Origin of the sequence: Roseimarinus sediminis (genome assembly GCF_050433125.1) — a bacterium.
GTDB lineage: Bacteria > Bacteroidota > Bacteroidia > Bacteroidales > Prolixibacteraceae > Roseimarinus > Roseimarinus sediminis.
Window position 1 is genome coordinate 22,574 of record NZ_JBNPXV010000002.1, and the last position, 15,875, is coordinate 38,448.

General features: G+C 44.4%; 14 protein-coding genes and 1 tRNA gene. 12 read left to right on the top strand and 3 right to left on the bottom strand.

Annotated elements, in window-relative coordinates; all coding sequences use genetic code 11:
• The first annotated feature begins 176 nt into the window (after positions 1 to 176).
• From FHS86_RS03095 to FHS86_RS03115, 5 genes are all read left to right on the top strand, one after another.
• Complete coding sequence (locus tag FHS86_RS03095) at positions 177 to 2,330, top strand: S46 family peptidase (protein ID WP_429411033.1); 2,154 nt, start codon at positions 177 to 179, stop codon at positions 2,328 to 2,330.
• A gap of 137 nt (positions 2,331 to 2,467) precedes the next feature.
• The gene (gene rnhA / locus FHS86_RS03100) at positions 2,468 to 2,929 is read left to right on the top strand and encodes a ribonuclease HI (RefSeq protein WP_429411035.1); all 462 of its coding nucleotides are present in this window, start codon (positions 2,468 to 2,470) and stop codon (positions 2,927 to 2,929) included.
• Between the two features lie 9 nt (positions 2,930 to 2,938).
• Positions 2,939 to 4,162, top strand: a complete 1,224-nt coding sequence (locus FHS86_RS03105; RefSeq protein WP_429411037.1) for a 3-deoxy-D-manno-octulosonic acid transferase — start codon at positions 2,939 to 2,941, stop codon at positions 4,160 to 4,162.
• Between the two features lie 316 nt (positions 4,163 to 4,478).
• Complete coding sequence (locus tag FHS86_RS03110) at positions 4,479 to 7,034, top strand: adenosylcobalamin-dependent ribonucleoside-diphosphate reductase (RefSeq protein ID WP_429411039.1); 2,556 nt, start codon at positions 4,479 to 4,481, stop codon at positions 7,032 to 7,034.
• A gap of 182 nt (positions 7,035 to 7,216) precedes the next feature.
• Complete coding sequence (locus FHS86_RS03115; RefSeq protein WP_429411041.1) at positions 7,217 to 9,475, top strand: NADP-dependent malic enzyme; 2,259 nt, start codon at positions 7,217 to 7,219, stop codon at positions 9,473 to 9,475.
• Positions 9,476 to 9,523: 48 nt separating this feature from the next.
• On the opposite strand, the gene FHS86_RS03120 is transcribed toward FHS86_RS03115, so the two are convergent.
• From FHS86_RS03120 to FHS86_RS03130, 3 genes are all read right to left on the bottom strand, one after another.
• Positions 9,524 to 9,607, bottom strand: a tRNA-Leu gene (locus FHS86_RS03120).
• Between the two features lie 116 nt (positions 9,608 to 9,723).
• The gene (locus tag FHS86_RS03125; RefSeq protein ID WP_429411043.1) at positions 9,724 to 10,104 is read right to left on the bottom strand and encodes a hypothetical protein; all 381 of its coding nucleotides are present in this window, start codon (positions 10,102 to 10,104) and stop codon (positions 9,724 to 9,726) included.
• A 73-nt stretch (positions 10,105 to 10,177) separates the two neighbouring features.
• Complete coding sequence (locus FHS86_RS03130; RefSeq protein WP_429411045.1) at positions 10,178 to 10,546, bottom strand: MotA/TolQ/ExbB proton channel family protein; 369 nt, start codon at positions 10,544 to 10,546, stop codon at positions 10,178 to 10,180.
• Positions 10,547 to 10,809: 263 nt separating this feature from the next.
• Here FHS86_RS03130 and FHS86_RS03135 point away from each other — a divergent pair, with 263 nt between their 5' ends.
• From FHS86_RS03135 to FHS86_RS03165, 7 genes are all read left to right on the top strand, one after another.
• Entirely contained in the window at positions 10,810 to 11,826 is a 1,017-nt protein-coding gene (locus FHS86_RS03135) for a sensor histidine kinase (RefSeq protein ID WP_429411047.1), read from the top strand.
• A gap of 3 nt (positions 11,827 to 11,829) precedes the next feature.
• Positions 11,830 to 12,552 carry a LytR/AlgR family response regulator transcription factor gene (locus FHS86_RS03140; protein ID WP_429411049.1) on the top strand — a complete coding sequence of 241 codons (723 nt, stop codon included), beginning with the start codon at positions 11,830 to 11,832 and terminating at the stop codon, positions 12,550 to 12,552.
• 94 nt (positions 12,553 to 12,646) lie between these two features.
• The gene (dtd, locus tag FHS86_RS03145; protein ID WP_429411051.1) at positions 12,647 to 13,099 is read left to right on the top strand and encodes a D-aminoacyl-tRNA deacylase; all 453 of its coding nucleotides are present in this window, start codon (positions 12,647 to 12,649) and stop codon (positions 13,097 to 13,099) included.
• Positions 13,100 to 13,117: 18 nt separating this feature from the next.
• On the top strand, positions 13,118 to 13,453 hold the full coding sequence (locus FHS86_RS03150; RefSeq protein ID WP_429411053.1) for a nucleotide pyrophosphohydrolase: 336 nt from the start codon (positions 13,118 to 13,120) through the stop codon (positions 13,451 to 13,453).
• A gap of 57 nt (positions 13,454 to 13,510) precedes the next feature.
• Positions 13,511 to 13,984 carry an ORF6N domain-containing protein gene (locus FHS86_RS03155; RefSeq protein ID WP_429411055.1) on the top strand — a complete coding sequence of 158 codons (474 nt, stop codon included), beginning with the start codon at positions 13,511 to 13,513 and terminating at the stop codon, positions 13,982 to 13,984.
• Between the two features lie 34 nt (positions 13,985 to 14,018).
• Positions 14,019 to 14,879, top strand: a complete 861-nt coding sequence (gene deoC / locus FHS86_RS03160; RefSeq protein ID WP_429411057.1) for a deoxyribose-phosphate aldolase — start codon at positions 14,019 to 14,021, stop codon at positions 14,877 to 14,879.
• Positions 14,880 to 14,888: 9 nt separating this feature from the next.
• Positions 14,889 to 15,875 (top strand): 2-hydroxyacid dehydrogenase, encoded by a 987-nt coding sequence (locus tag FHS86_RS03165; protein ID WP_429411059.1) that lies wholly within the window; start codon positions 14,889 to 14,891, stop codon positions 15,873 to 15,875.

The window sequence follows — 15,875 nt, forward strand, 5'->3', positions numbered from 1 at the left end:
GAACAGGGGACTTAATTTTTATCGACTTATCACGAACAGGGAAGCGTGGTATTTTAATTCCTTTGTTTTTGCCATTATCAATAGGAAGTTGGTGAAACCGGTGTTGACTGTAGCTACCGGATGGGTGCTTATTTTGAAAAAATTAAAAATCAATATTACACGACAAATTATTATTTATGAAGATTTACAAAGTGATAATGCTGCTTACGGCGATGTTGAGCATAACAGCATTGCAGGCCGACGAGGGCATGTGGCTGCCTTCCTTGTTGAACAAGGTAAACGTTAATACAATGAGTGAGCTGGGGGCAGAACTTTCAGCCGATGATATTTACAATATCAACAGCGCCAGTCTGAAGGATGCGGTGATCTCGCTCAACGGCGGATCGTGTACCGGTGAACTGGTTTCAGCCGAAGGTTTATTTCTTACCAACCATCATTGTGGTTACGGGCAAATTCAGAAACATTCGAGTGAGGAACAGAATATTTTACGCGATGGTTTCTGGGCTAAAAATCATGCCGAAGAGCTGCCCAATAAAGGGATGTTTGTTTCCTTTCTGGTAAGGGTTGAGGATGTGACAGCGCAGGTGCTGGCCGGCCTTAACGATGAGATGACAGAAGCAGAACGCGCCGACAGCATTCGTTCGGTGAGTGCAGATCTGGAAAGCGAAGCAGTGAAAGATACGCATTATGAAGCCAGAGTAAAAAGCTTTTTCAGCGATAACCAATACCTGCTTTTTGTTTATGAGACCTTTAGAGATGTGCGTTTGGTAGGTGCACCACCTCACTTTATCGGGAAATTTGGCGGTGATACCGATAACTGGATGTGGCCCCGTCATACCGGCGACTTTTCGATGTTTCGCATTTATGCAGCACCCGATGGAACGCCTGCCGAATATTCTGAGGAAAATGTTCCCATGAAGCCGCGTCATTTCTTCCCGGTTTCACTTAAAGGCTATCAGGAGAACGATTTTGCCATGGTGATGGGATATCCCGGTTCGACCGACCGCTATCTGACTTCCGATGGGGTTGAATTTACCATGAATGTGATTAACTCAACCCGTATCAACCTGCGCAAAGCCAAACTCGATATTATACGCGAATACATGGCCGGAAGCGACAAGGCAACCATTCAGTATGCCAGTAAGCATGCCCGTAGTTCAAACTACTACAAATACAGTATTGGCCAAAACAGAGGGCTCGAACGCCTGGGTGTTGTGGCTAAAAAAGAAGCAGTAGAAAAAGCATTCGATGCCTGGGTGAAGCAAGACGATGAACGAAAGGCCAGGTATGGCGAAGCGCTCGCTATGATCGAAAATGCCTATGCCGACCAAAACGATGATAAAGCCCTGAACTATCTTGCCGAAGCTTTTCTGCGTGGTCCTGAGATTTTTATGATGGCCCGTCGTTTTCAAACCCTCGAGGGTTTGTTGAAAAAAGACAGCAATGAGGAAAAAATAAAAGAAGAAACAGAGAAGCTGCGAGAACTGGCGATTGAATATTTCAAGGATTATGATGCCGAAACCGACCGGCGAATTGTGGCCGCACTGACAGAAATTTTTGTTAACGACATTGAGACGCGTTATCATCCGGAATTTATTTCCGATATACGTTCGAAATACAAAGGCGACTACAGCAAGTGGAGTGAAAAGCTTTTTGCTAAAAGCATGATGAATGATCAGGCAGCAATGATGAGCTTCCTCGATAATCCAAAACACAAAAGCATTGCAAAAGATCCTGCCTACCAGGCTGCAATTGCAATTTTTGATGCCCGCTCGCTGGCCCTCGAAGACAATAAAGAGGAGCAGACTGCCCTGACAAAAGGCTACCGTCTGTTCCTGGGGGGCTTGCTCGAAATGAACAATGATCAGCAGTACTACCCCAATGCCAATTCGACCATGCGTTTAACCTATGGTTCAATTTATGGTTACGAACCACGCGACGGCGTGGAGTACAATTACTATACAACCCTTAGTGGTTATATCGAAAAAGAAATACCCGGCGATCGTGAATTCGATGTGTGGCCCCGTTTAAAGGAGCTTTACCATGCCGGTGAATACGGACAATATGCAAGTCCGGCAGGTGAATTGCATACCTGTTTTATTTCGAATAACGACATTACCGGAGGAAACTCGGGGAGTCCTGTGCTGAACAAAAACGGGGAACTGATCGGCATTGCCTTCGATGGTAACTGGGAAGCCATGAGTGGCGACATTGCCTTTGAACCCGAATTGCAAAAATGCATCAACGTAGATATTCGTTATGTGCTTTGGGTAATTGATGTATTTGCCGAAGCAGGCCATCTGGTCGATGAAATGACGCTGGTTAAGTAAACTTTAGCTGTATTTTATATTTGGAATCATTCGTTATAAAATGATTCACGGGTTGATGGTATGAAATAACAACTCTTTTTTAATAAATTTGCCTGCCCCAAATGGCGGGCAAATTTTTTTTTTCATCAGGTAACAGCATGTCGCACAAAGTCATTATATATACCGATGGGGCATCAAGCGGAAATCCCGGACCGGGAGGTTACGGCGTGGTGCTAATGTCGGGAGGACATCGCAAGGAACTTTCGCAGGGATTTGCATGTACTACCAATAACCGGATGGAATTACTGGCTGTGATTGTTGCACTCGAAGCACTGAAAGCTGAAAAATGTGAGGTGACTGTTTATACCGACTCAAAATATGTAGCCGATGCAGTGACCAAAGGATGGCTTTTCTCCTGGGTGAAGAAAGACTTTAAGGGAAAGAAGAATGCCGATTTGTGGAAGCGTTTCCTGAAGGTTTATCCCAGGCATCAGGTGAAATTTGTATGGATAAAGGGGCATGCCAACATTCCCGGGAACGAGCGCTGCGACTACCTCGCAGTGCAAGCCTCCATGGCCCCGGATCTCTTAATCGATGAAGGCTATCAGCCCGAAAACTAAACTCTGAAAATGCATTTAATCTATCAACTCGGAATCTACTTATTTGGTTGGATGTTACAACTGGCAGCTTTGTTCAACCCACGCGCAGCCCGACTGGTTCAGGGCCGAAAGGGGCAGCTGAAAAAAATTAAAAACGAGTTTGCAGGAAAAGATAACGTTGTGTGGGTGCATTGTGCTTCCCTTGGCGAATTTGAACAGGGGCGTCCGCTCATCGAAGAGATTCGAAGACATGACAGCACGTTGAAAATTCTGCTGACCTTTTATTCCCCCTCGGGTTACGAAGTACGCAAAAACTATTCAGGCGTTGATTATGTAGCCTATCTTCCGCTCGACACCCGCAGGAATGCGCGTCGTTTTGTGAAGCTGGTGAATCCGGGCAAAGTCTTCTTTGTAAAATATGAGTATTGGTACAATTATTTATCGGTTTTAAAGAAACACGAAATACCTGTTTATTTTGTTTCGGCTATTTTTCGTAAAGAACAGCTCTTTTTTAAACCACATGGAAAGTGGTATCGTAAGTTGCTGAAACTGGCCACTCATTTCTTTGTTCAAAATGAAGCATCCGCTCAGCTGCTTGAGCAAATTGGAGTTCAAAACTATACCATCGCTGGCGATACCCGCTTCGATCGGGTGGCCCGACTTGTTGAAAGTGCCAGTCCGATTGAACTGCTTGAGGAATTCATCAATGGAGAAAAACTAATTGTTGTCGGAAGTAGCTGGAAAGCCGAAGAAGCAATGATCAGACAGTTTGTTCGTAAAAACACCAGTGTGAAAGTTGTGCTTGCCCCTCATGAGGTAAACGATAGCAATATCGAGCGCATTATGAAGCTGTTCGAAGGAATTGCTGTACGCTACAGTCAGGCAACATCAAATAATGTGTCTGACAAGCAGGTGTTGGTCATCGATTGTTATGGCATGCTCAACTCGCTGTATCAATATGCCTACCTTGCCATTATTGGTGGTGGTTTTGGTGTGGGAATTCACAATACCCTTGAAGCCGCTTGTTATGGCATGCCTGTAATTTTTGGTCCCAACTACGAACGCTTTCGAGAAGCAGTCGCGCTGGTAGAAAAAAATTGTGCCTTCCCCGTTAGTAATATCGAAGATTTTAATACCGTGTTAAATCATCTTTTAAAATCGGAAGATACTACCCGTAAGATTTCTGAAAATGCAGCGGCTTATGTAAAAGCAAATATTGGGGCAAGCGACAAAATTCTAAAGACTGTTTTTTGAACAGCTTTCTGTTAGTTATTCTTTCCAAAATATGTTTTTTAGCTATTGCTATTCTCATAAAAAAGCCGTATAAAAATAGAGCGTTTTGATTAAAGTGTTTTCTATTTTGGTAAACTTTCCTCGGATTTTATGTTTGTAAGTATCACATTATCAGCTTGAAAGCGACTGAAAGTTGATAACTTTTTAATAACTTCAACAAAACAAGTTGACATTTTTTGTCATCCCGGTGTTACTTTCGATAACTGAAATATCACTAAAATCCCTGGTGTTTCGCTTAGTTAAAATTTAATCGATAAACCCCTTTGAAAGAGTATTTATGGAGCTGAAAAATCTTGAAGTTGTAGCCGCCACGAAACGAATTTATTCATCGGATGAAGCATTTCAGGCATCGTTGAAGTATTTCAATGGTGATGATCTTGCTGCCCGCGTCTGGGTGAATAAATATGCCCTTAAGGATTCGCACGGCAACATCTATGAAAAAACGCCCGACGACATGCACCGTCGTTTGGCGCGGGAAATTGCCCGCATCGAAAGCAAGTATGCCAATCCACTGAGTGAAGATGAACTTTACAAAGTGCTGAAAGGTTTTCGTTACATCGTTCCTCAGGGTGGTCCCATGACCGGTATCGGAAATGAATTTCAGGTGGCCTCGCTCTCCAACTGTTTTGTTATTGGAAACGATGGTAACTCCGATTCTTACGGTGGCATCATGAAAATCGATCAGGAACAGGTTCAGCTGATGAAGCGTCGTGGCGGAGTAGGTCACGATTTATCAAGTATCCGTCCCAAAGGTTCACCGGTGAAGAACTCAGCCCTTACTTCAACCGGACTGGTGCCTTTCATGGAGCGTTTCTCGAACTCAACACGTGAAGTTGCTCAGGATGGACGACGAGGAGCCCTTATGCTTTCGGTATTGATCAAACACCCCGACTCAGAGCAGTTTATCGATGCCAAGATGGAACAAGGGAAGGTCACCGGAGCCAATGTGTCGGTGAAAATCGACGATGAATTCATGCAGGCCGTCGAAAGTGGCAGTGAATACCATCAGGCTTATCCTACCAACAGTAAAAAACCCATGTTCGAGCGCATGACCGATGCCTCAAGAATCTGGAACAAAATAGTTCACAACGCATGGAAATCGGCCGAACCGGGCATTCTGTTCTGGGATACCATCATTCGTGAGTCGGTACCCGATTGTTATGCCGATTTGGGATATCGTACCGTATCGACCAATCCTTGCGGTGAAATTCCACTTTGCCCTTACGACAGCTGCCGTCTGTTGGCGGTTAATCTCTATTCCTATGTTGAGCAGCCATTCACCAGCGAAGCACGCTTCGATTTCAATCTGTTTAAAAAACACGTTGGTCTGGCTCAGCGCATCATGGACGACATCATCGACCTTGAGCTTGAAAAAATTGACGGCATTCTTGAGAAAATCAAGAAAGATCCCGAAAGTGAAGAAATTAAACGTACCGAATTGAATCTTTGGTACAATATACGTCAAAAGGCCGAAGAGGGACGTCGTACCGGTGTTGGCATCACTGCCGAGGGGGATATGCTAGCCGCACTGGGACTGCAGTATGGAAGCGAAATTGCAACCGATTTTTCAGAGGAAATCCATAAAAATATTACACTCGAAGCCTATCGTTCGTCGGTGCAGATGGCGAAAGAGCGCGGAGCCTTCAAAATTTATGATGCCGAAAGAGAAAAAAATAATCCTTTCATCAATCGGATCAAGGAAGCAGACAAAGGGCTTTACGACGAAATGGTTAAACACGGACGCCGGAATATTGCCTTGCTAACCATCGCTCCTACAGGTACCACCAGTTTGATGACGCAAACTACATCGGGTCTTGAACCGGTATTTATGCCGGTGTACAAACGCCGTCGTAAGGTGAACCCCAACGACAAGGATACGCATGTCGATTTTGTTGATGAAGTAGGCGACAGCTGGGAGGAGTACACCGTTTTTCATCACAAATTCAAAACCTGGATGGAAGTGAACGGACATTCCCTCAACAAACGTTACCAGCAGGAAGAACTTGACAATCTTATTAAGCAATCACCATACCATGGTGCCAGTTCGGCCGATGTTGACTGGCTCAGTAAGGTACGCATGCAGGGGCGCATTCAAAAATGGGTCGATCACTCCATTAGTGTGACCATCAACCTGCCCGAAGATGTGAACGAAGAATTGGTGGGCAAACTGTACCTCGAAGCCTGGAAATCGGGATGTAAAGGAGTAACCGTTTACCGCGAAGGATCGCGCTCGGGTGTTTTGATCTCGGATAAAAAGAAGGGCAAGCAGGAAACCAACATTGCCAATTTTCCGACCAAACGCCCCGAAAGCCTCGAAGCCGATGTAGTGCGCTTCCAGAACAACCGTGAAAAATGGGTGGCTTTTGTTGGCTTGATCGACGGACGTCCCTACGAAATTTTTACCGGTCTGGCCGACGATGAAGAGGGCCTGTTAATTCCCCGTTCGGTATCGCGTGGCAATATTATTAAACGTAAAGTAGGAGAAGAAACCCGTTACGATTTTCAATATACCAACAAGCGTGGATACAAAACTACCATGGAAGGGCTCTCACATAAGTTCGACCCCGAAATGTGGAACTATGCAAAACTGATTTCAGGCACCCTGCGTCATGGCATGCCCATTCACAAGGTAGTGGAGCTTGTTTCAAGTTTGCAGCTCAGCGACGAATCAATCAATACCTGGAAAGCCGGAGTGGCTCGTGCATTGAAAAAATACATTCCCGACGGTACTTATGCCGAGGGAGCACAATGTACCCACTGCAGCTCTCATAACGTAATCTATCAGGAAGGTTGTTTAACCTGCCAGGATTGCGGACAATCAAAATGCGGATAAAGTATCTACCTCGCAGAATGATGAAAGGCCGTTTCAAACTATTGAAACGGCCTTTTTCATTTCGTAAAATCATCATGGCATTAATGATAAGTGATAGATCATCAATAACATGGGCATAAAGCATGTTTTTTCTGCGTTTGCTTTTGTAATTTGTATGCACGCTGAAATCAAAACCTTTTACCATGAAAAAAATTACGATTGAAGATGCGCTAAATTATCATTCAAAGGGACGCCCGGGTAAGATTGAAGTAATTCCTACCAAACCCTACCGTACACAAACCGATTTGTCGCTTGCCTATACGCCGGGAGTGGCTGAGCCCTGTCTTAAAATCAGTGAAAATCCTGACGATGTATACCATTATACCGCCAAAGGAAACCTGGTAGCAGTGGTTTCAAATGGAACAGCTGTTCTGGGCCTTGGTGATATTGGTCCATTGGCAGGAAAACCGGTCATGGAAGGGAAGGGGTTGCTATTCAAGGTTTTTGCCGATGTCGATGTGTTCGACATTGAAGTAGATGAGAAAGATCCTAAAAAACTGATAGAGGTGGTAAAGGCCATAGCTCCTACATTTGGAGGCATCAACCTCGAGGATATCAAAGCACCCGAGTGTTTCGAAATTGAAGAGGAATTAAAAAAAGCACTCAATATTCCGGTTTTTCACGACGATCAGCACGGAACAGCCATCATCTCGGGTGCAGCTTTACTGAATGCATTAAAGGTTACCGGCAAGGCCATCGAAACGCTTAAAGTGGTAGTAAACGGAGCGGGGGCTGCCGCTGTCTCTTGCATCCGGCTCTACTTCTCCCTGGGGGTGAAAGCCGAAAACGTCATCATGCTCGACAGCAAGGGCGTTTTAAATAAACGGCGTACCGGATTAAATTCAATAAAGCAACAATTCGTTGCAGACACAAATTGTGAAACGCTTGAAGATGCCATGAAGGGTGCTGATTTGTTTCTGGGGCTTTCAGTCGGGAATGTTGTTACACCCGAAATGGTAAAAAGCATGGCTCCCAATCCCATTGTTTTTGCCATGGCCAACCCGACACCCGAAATCAGTTATGAAGCCGCCGTTGATGCCCGCAGCGATGTGATCATGGCCACAGGTCGCAGCGACTATCCCAATCAGATCAATAATGTACTGGGCTTTCCGTTTATTTTCAGAGGGGCACTCGATGTGAAGGCGACTACCATTAACGAAGCCATGAAGACGGCTGCGGTAAAGGCCCTGGCCGAACTGGCACGCGAGCCCGTTCCGCAGTATGTTGTAGATGCTTACAATATCAAAAGCCTTACTTTTGGAAGAGAATACCTGATTCCCAAGCCGGTCGACCGGCGCCTGATCACCCGCGTGGCTCCGGCCGTGGCCAGGGCGGCCATCGAAAGCGGTGTGGCAAGGCACATCATCACCGATTGGGATGAATACCAGCATGAGCTGGACAGGCGGCTGGGCTACGATAACCAGCTTTTATGGAACATCAGGGACAAAGCCCGTAAAAATCCCCGCCGCCTCATTTTTGCCGATGCTACGCATCCAAGAGTGCTCAGGGCAGTGCGTACCGTTATGAACGAAGGTTTTGCCTTCCCGGTTTTATTGGGTGATGACAGAAAAATAAAAGAAGTAAGTGCACGCTACAACATCGATCTGGGCGATGCGCCCATTGTTGATTACCGTTCCGATGAGCAGGAAGAGCGGAGAGAGCGCTTTGCCATGCTGCTGTTTGAAAAACGACAACGCAAGGGACTTACACTGAACGAAGCACGTGAGCTGATGTTTAACCAAAACTATTTTGGAATGATGATGGTGGAGGCGGGCGAAGCCGATGCCTTTCTTTCCGGCTTTGGAAACAAATACAGCGAAACCATTCGTCCGGCCTTGCAGCTGTTTGGTGTTGAATCCGGATACCATCACATTGCCGGGATGTATGTGGTACTTACCCGCAAGGGCCCCTTCTTTTTTGCCGATGCTACCGTGAATGAACACTGTAAAAGCGATCAGCTGGTCGACACCACCCTGTTGGTGGCCCGTGAACTCAAAAAATTCAACATTGAACCACGCATAGCCATGCTTAGTTATTCCAATTTCGGTTCCGTCCGAAATGGCGATCCGTCCGAAGTAAGAGCTGCAGTGGATCGTCTGCATCGCGATCATCCCGACCTTATTGTCGATGGGGAGATTCAGGCCAATTTCGCATTGAACAGCAAACTCAGGGACAAAACGTTTCCATTTTCCCGCCTGTCCGGGCGCGAAGTAAATACACTCATTTTCCCCGATCTAAATTCGGGCAATATTGCCTATAAAATGATGCGTGAAATTGGAAATGCTGAAATTATTGGTCCTGTTCTGATGGGGCTTCCTCGTTCGATTCATGTATTGCACATGGAGAGCTCAGAGCGTGAGATTGTTGATATGGCGGCCATTGCCGTGGTGGATGCGCAATAAAATTTGTAGCATAAAAAAGGAGATTTCAAACGAAATCTCCTTTTTTAGTACCCGGAGTGGGAATCGAACCCACACTCCATTGCTGGAACTGGATTTTGAATCCAGCGCGTCTACCAATTCCGCCATCCGGGCGTTTTGTTGAATTGGTGTGCAAATATAAAACAATTTTTTATTGCCCGAAAAGTTTTTTCATATTTCAATCGCGCTGACTGCATCATTACGGTTATCACAATGATTTTACAATTTGCTCAGGCATGCTTTGGCAGGTACGACAGGTAAAAGAGCAGTCCAAAGGCCAAAAGCAAAACAAATGGAACCACTTTATGGACAAGACCTGCAAGCCTTTCTGTTTTGTAGGCACTTAACAAGGCACCGCTGATTATTTCCAATACAAACAATGCAGCTGCAGCAGTAAACAGTATCCAAAGGTATAGGTTGATTTCATTCAACTTTTGCAGATAATTAAACTGGATAACTGCCAGGACCAGTAAGGCCAGACTAATTAGTTTGTGGCTGGTTAACAGTAAATTGTTAAAAGGTTTTCCGGTTTTAGCCAGCCTGAATCCGGAGAAAAATGTGATTACAATTAGTATAGCAATAGTAATCATTCGAGAATCGGATGCATTCATATTTCATCATTTAAATGAACAGACCGATGCAAAGATAAGGACTAAAACAGTAATTTGTCCTATGTCTTGAAATTTAGGCCTTTCTGCCGATTGACCGGTAAACAAACCAAACTAAAAACGATACAATAAACAGCATAAAGCCATACATCGGGGCAATCATTGAAACTTTAAAACCGCCTGCCATTAAGCCCAACGACACATCGCCGGCTGCCTGAATGGCATCTAAAGCCTGCATAATGCCTATTGCCTGTCCTAAAATCCCCAGCAAGAACGCAAAGCTTCCAAAAAAGAGAATGGCCTCCGACATTCTTTTTGCATTTTTTCTTTGTTGCTTACGAATATAGCCAGCTAATAAAATGGCCAGCAGCACCAGGTTCACTGCGTACATTAAATAAATTGGAAGCATGAACCAAATTCCTCCTTCATACAAGTGTCTTAACATAACGGTAAATTTTTAGTTAATATTAACCAAAAATGAAACGATGGAAGGTAAGCAAAAAACTTTTTCGGCCAACAACCGGGTTTCAACCCTTAGCAACACAAGGTCGAATTTGAAACAACAATTTGTTGTTAAGGGGGGCAGATGATGCATTGACCGAAAAAAACTTTTAAGGGCTTCCTTTTTACTCAAATGCCAATATCTTTGGTGTATAAATGGAGTTCAACAAAATACATAATCATTTGCCTGCAAAGTTCAGATGGGTAATGCAGCTTTTTTACTGGTTGCTTGCCGCCTTGGTGCTTTTTGGGGTATTTAGCAACAAACAAAACGATTTGAGCATTCGCCTAATGGTTGTTGCCGTTTTAAGCACCATGAGCTTTCTGCTGACCCAACTTGTCAATCGTTACCTTGTACCAAAATACTTTTTTGAGGGGCGTTTGTTTTTGTTCTTTTACTTTTTACTCTTTGCTTTTATTGTTTCTGTTTGGATCAACTCGATGTGTATTGTGGTGATATTGTGGCATGTGGCCGTTAATGCCGTCGGTGGCAGTTTTCCCGGTAAAACCGATCTTATCTTGTTGCTGTCGGGCAGCTACATTATCATTCTTTTTGCCACCATTGTGCATTTTGTTCAGGAATCGTACCGCCGTACCATGGAGCGCGATCGTATCAACAGCATCAAAACCGAAACAGAGCTCAGGTTAAACGAAGCCAGGTTGCAACTGTTGCAAGGGCAGCTCCATCCGCATTTCCTGTTCAACATGCTGAATAACTTGTATGGTTTATGGATCGAAAAATCGGATACCACACCTGAAGTGATTCTGAAACTTTCGGCGCTGCTCGACTATATGCTTTACAAGTGCAACAAAGACAAAGTAGCGCTGAATGAGGAAATACAGTTTATAAGGAATTATATCGAATTGGAGACCATCAGGCACGACAAGCGGCTGAAGCTGGAAGTTGATCTGCCCGATCAGGCCGAAGACTTGCTAATTAGTCCATTACTGCTGTTTTCGTTCGTTGAGAATGCCTTTAAGCATGGTGCCAACAAAACATCGGGCAAAAGCTGGATAAGAATACACTTAGCTTACATTGACAGAGAGCTTCACTTCGAAGTAAAAAACAGTTTTGATGTTCCGGTCGATTCCTCTGAAAACAAAGGCATTGGCTTGAAAAATGTGAAGGAACGGCTGGTTTTACTTTATCCCGATAAGCACAGTTTGACCTTCGACAAAGCGAAGGGTATTTTTAGTGTTAAGCTAAGCATCGAAATTCAATAAAGTATGGAAGCGAAAACAACTTACAACTGCATCATCATCGACGATGAACCGATTGCCATCAGGGTGATACAGTCGTACCTTGAGAAGCTCGATGATTTTAAAGTGCTTGGGGCTTTCACCAACGCCCTCGATGCCTTGAAAGTCCTTCATGCCCAAGCCGTCGATTTGCTCTTCCTCGATATACAAATGCCCGGTATTAACGGCATGGAGTTTTTCCGTTCAATGCAACATCGGCCAAAGGTAATCTTTACCACTGCCTTCCGTAATTACGCTGCCGATGCTTTCGACCTCGATGCACTGGATTATCTTTTAAAACCAATTCCCTTCGACCGCTTTCTTAAAGCTGTCAACAAGTTCCTCGAACAACAGCCTGTTCAGTCTTTAAATGGGTATCGCGAAGAAAACCAGGATTTCATTGTTGTAAAATCGAACAAGAAAAATCATAAGGTCATGATTGAAGATATCCGCTATGTTGAAAGCCTCGACGATTATGTGAAAATCCATTTACGGCATAAGTCACTGGTTTGCTATTTGCGCCTTGCAGCCTTGGGAGAACAAATTAATGACCCTGCGTTGATCAGGGTGCATCGGTCGTATATAGTGAATTTGAAACATGTTTCCGTTTTTACACATTACGAGCTTGAGCTTGAAGGCACAAAAATTCCTGTTGGTCGAAAATACAGATCTGACACCATCAAATGTCTGAGTGAAAGAAAGGAACATTGAGATAAGAAAAAGCATAGTTCATCCTTCCTGCCATCATTTCTTGTTTTTTAGGCTATTCAATTATCTTTGACGGCAACAATTCAAATTCCTTGAAATGCGTACATTGATCCAGAAAGTAAGCCGTGCCAGCGTAACAGTCGAACATAAAACCACTGCCAGCATCGGACATGGACTATTGGTTTTACTGGGCATTGAAAATGCCGATACCAGCGAGGACATCGAATGGCTTTGCAACAAAATTGTGCAACTGCGCATTTTCGACGATGAAAATGGCGTGATGAACCGGTCAGTACTCGACACTAATGGCGAAATTATCGTAGTGAGTCAGTTTACCCTGCATGCTAAAACAAAAAAGGGCAACCGGCCTTCGTACATTCATGCTGCCAAACCTGATTATGCAGTTCCCATGTATGAGAAATTTTGCGGGCAACTATCCATGGCTTTAGGTCGAAAGGTGCAAACCGGGGTGTTTGGTGCTCACATGGATGTGGAATTGGTAAACGATGGTCCGGTAAGCATTTGGATTGACACAAAAAACAAAGAATAAAATGTTAATTTTGATTCTATGTCCGAATTAACCATTAAACAAGCCCAGCAACAGGTCGATGAATGGATCACCAGCATCGGAGTTCGCTATTTTAGTGAACTCACCAACATGGCCATCCTCACCGAAGAGGTGGGGGAACTGGCACGCATCATGGCCCGCAAATTCGGTGACCAGTCGTTCAAACAGGGCGAAAATCCCGAAAATCTGGCTGATGAGATGGCCGATGTGCTGTGGGTTTTAATTTGTCTGGCCAACCAAACGGGAGTAGACCTTGAAGATGCGTTAAGGAAAAATGTTGAAAAGAAAACCCGGCGCGATCAAAACCGTCATCAAAATAATCCGAAGCTGAAATAATTGCTTTTTGATATTTTGTACTTTTACTGAATTATAAATCGCCAAATCCCCTGTATCATGGAACCAGATGTAATTTTTAACAAGATTTTTGAGATGAGGGGCCAACGGGTAATGCTTGATTTTCATTTGGCTGAACTTTATGGGGTAGAAACCAAGGTTCTTAAACAAGCTGTTAGGAGAAATATTGGACGATTTCCCTCCGACTTTATGTTTGAAATTTCATTGCAGGAATATCGTAAATTAAGGTCACAATTTGTGACCTTAGACTGGAAATCAATAAAGTACGGGCCTTTTGTTTTCACTGAACAGGGTGTTGCGATACTTTCGAGTGTTTTAAAAAGCGATACCGCCATCAATGTAAATATTGAGATCATGCGTGCTTTTGTTTCATTGCGAAAACTGGCTTTAAATTATTCTGAACTGGTTTCGCGCATCGACATTTTGGAGGCCAAATTTGATCATCAGTTTACAGAAGTCTTTCAGGCCTTGCGTTACCTTATTGAGCCTCCTAAAAAGCACGAAAAAGAATAGGTTTTATGAGTGAAGAAGAAAACAATGAATAGTTATGACAACAGAAAAATTTAATATCGACCATGGTCAGCTAGAAAGCGACCTGAACAGCATTCTCACCAATGCACGTACAATTCACAATACCCTTGAAAACAAGCAGCTGGCCTTGTCTCTGATCGATTTAACCACGTTGAATTCAACCGACACCGAAGAGCGGGTAAGGGCATTTACCGAAAAAGTAAATCAGTTTCCTTCCGAATTTCCTGAACTTGAGAACGTGGCGGCCATTTGTGTATATCCCAACATGGTAAAAGCAGTGGAAGAAACCCTGCAACTGCCCGAGGTGAATATTGCCGCTGTATCGGGAGGTTTTCCTTCGTCGATGACCTTCACGAAAGTAAAAGTAGAAGAAACCAAATTGGCCATTAAAGCCGGAGCCGACGAAATTGACATTGTTTTAGCATTGAGCCATTTTTTAGCCGGCGAGTTCAATGAAGCCCATGCCGACATTGCAGCCATCAAAGCAGCCATGGGCGACGTACACCTGAAAGTGATCCTCGAAACCGGAGCGCTGAAAACACCCGAGAACATTTGGAAAGCTTCACTGTTAGCGATCAATGCCGGAGCCGATTTTATTAAAACCTCCACCGGGAAAATGGAACCCGCAGCAACGCCAATGGCAGCCTATGTAATGTGTTTGGCCATTGCTTTTCATTTTGAGGAAACGGGTGAAAGAATCGGCTTCAAACCTGCTGGTGGAATTGTCACTTCAGACGATGCACTGATCTATCTTTCAATTGTAAAAGAAGTGTTGGGTGATGAATGGCTGAACCCACAACTTTTCCGCCTTGGAGCCAGTCGCCTCGCCAATAACCTGTTGTCCGACATTTACAACAAGGAAATTAAATTTTTCTAAAGCGAAAACATGAGCAAAAGAATTCTGCTTACCCGCAATTTTCCTCCACTGGCGGCCGAAATGTTGCGTGATGCGGGTTTTGAAGTGAGTACACAAAGCAGCGATCGGCCTTTAACACAGGAAGAATTGTACAGCCAGGCCAAAACGCACGATGCATTGTTATGCACCTTGTCTGATAAAATCGATGCTGGTTTTATTCGTGCCAATTCACAGCTAAAGGTGATTTCGCAGTTTGCAGTTGGTTACGACAACATTGCACTCGATGTGGCCAGCGAACTGGGCATCCCGGTTGGCTTTACTCCCGATGTGCTGACCGATGCAACGGCTGATGTTGCTTTTGCTTTGATGCTCGCCACCTCACGAAAAATGTTCTTTTTACATAAAGGAATTATCAATGGTAAGTGGACCCATTTCAAACCCAATGCCAATCTGGGTATCGAATTGAAGAACAAAACACTGGGCATTTTTGGCCTGGGACGTATAGGTTTTGAGATGGCCAAACGTTGTCGAGGCGCCTATAACATGAAGGTGGTTTATCACAACCGAAAGCCCAACAGGAAGGCGGAAGAAGAACTCGATGCAACTTATGTTTCTTTTAATGACCTGCTGGAGCAAAGCGACGTACTTTCGGTCCATTGCTCCCTCTCGGAGGCCACGAAAGGTATTTTCAACAAGGAAACATTTGAGAAAATGAAGCCCAATGCCATTTTCATCAATACGGCACGCGGATTGGTTCATAATGAGGGAGATTTGATCGCGGCACTCAAAAGCGGCACGATTTGGGGAGCGGGTCTCGATGTTACCAACCCCGAACCCATGAGCCCCGACAATGAACTGTTGCACATGGAAAATGTATGTGTACTGCCGCATATTGGTTCGGGAACAGTCGAAACCCGCAATGAAATGGCTCGTTTGGCCGCGCAAAACATCATCTCCTTTTTCGAGAATGGCAGCATGCCGCACATTGTTAATCCCGAAGTATTGAAAAGTAATTAA

Excerpts from the sequence above, each read along its gene's own strand:
- FHS86_RS03095 (WP_429411033.1), top strand. The coding sequence starts at position 177 with ATGAAGATTTACAAAGTGATAATGCTGCTTACGGCGATGTTGAGCATA.
- FHS86_RS03135 (WP_429411047.1), top strand. The coding sequence starts at position 10,810 with ATGCAGCTTTTTTACTGGTTGCTTGCCGCCTTGGTGCTTTTTGGGGTA.
- dtd (WP_429411051.1), top strand. The coding sequence starts at position 12,647 with ATGCGTACATTGATCCAGAAAGTAAGCCGTGCCAGCGTAACAGTCGAA.
- FHS86_RS03155 (WP_429411055.1), top strand. The coding sequence starts at position 13,511 with ATGGAACCAGATGTAATTTTTAACAAGATTTTTGAGATGAGGGGCCAA.
- FHS86_RS03150 (WP_429411053.1), top strand. The coding sequence starts at position 13,118 with ATGTCCGAATTAACCATTAAACAAGCCCAGCAACAGGTCGATGAATGG.
- FHS86_RS03115 (WP_429411041.1), top strand. The coding sequence starts at position 7,217 with ATGAAAAAAATTACGATTGAAGATGCGCTAAATTATCATTCAAAGGGA.
- FHS86_RS03130 (WP_429411045.1), bottom strand. The coding sequence starts at position 10,546 with ATGTTAAGACACTTGTATGAAGGAGGAATTTGGTTCATGCTTCCAATT.
- FHS86_RS03110 (WP_429411039.1), top strand. The coding sequence starts at position 4,479 with ATGGAGCTGAAAAATCTTGAAGTTGTAGCCGCCACGAAACGAATTTAT.
- FHS86_RS03105 (WP_429411037.1), top strand. The coding sequence starts at position 2,939 with ATGCATTTAATCTATCAACTCGGAATCTACTTATTTGGTTGGATGTTA.
- FHS86_RS03165 (WP_429411059.1), top strand. The coding sequence starts at position 14,889 with ATGAGCAAAAGAATTCTGCTTACCCGCAATTTTCCTCCACTGGCGGCC.
- FHS86_RS03125 (WP_429411043.1), bottom strand. The coding sequence starts at position 10,104 with ATGAATGCATCCGATTCTCGAATGATTACTATTGCTATACTAATTGTA.
- rnhA (WP_429411035.1), top strand. The coding sequence starts at position 2,468 with ATGTCGCACAAAGTCATTATATATACCGATGGGGCATCAAGCGGAAAT.
- FHS86_RS03140 (WP_429411049.1), top strand. The coding sequence starts at position 11,830 with ATGGAAGCGAAAACAACTTACAACTGCATCATCATCGACGATGAACCG.
- deoC (WP_429411057.1), top strand. The coding sequence starts at position 14,019 with ATGACAACAGAAAAATTTAATATCGACCATGGTCAGCTAGAAAGCGAC.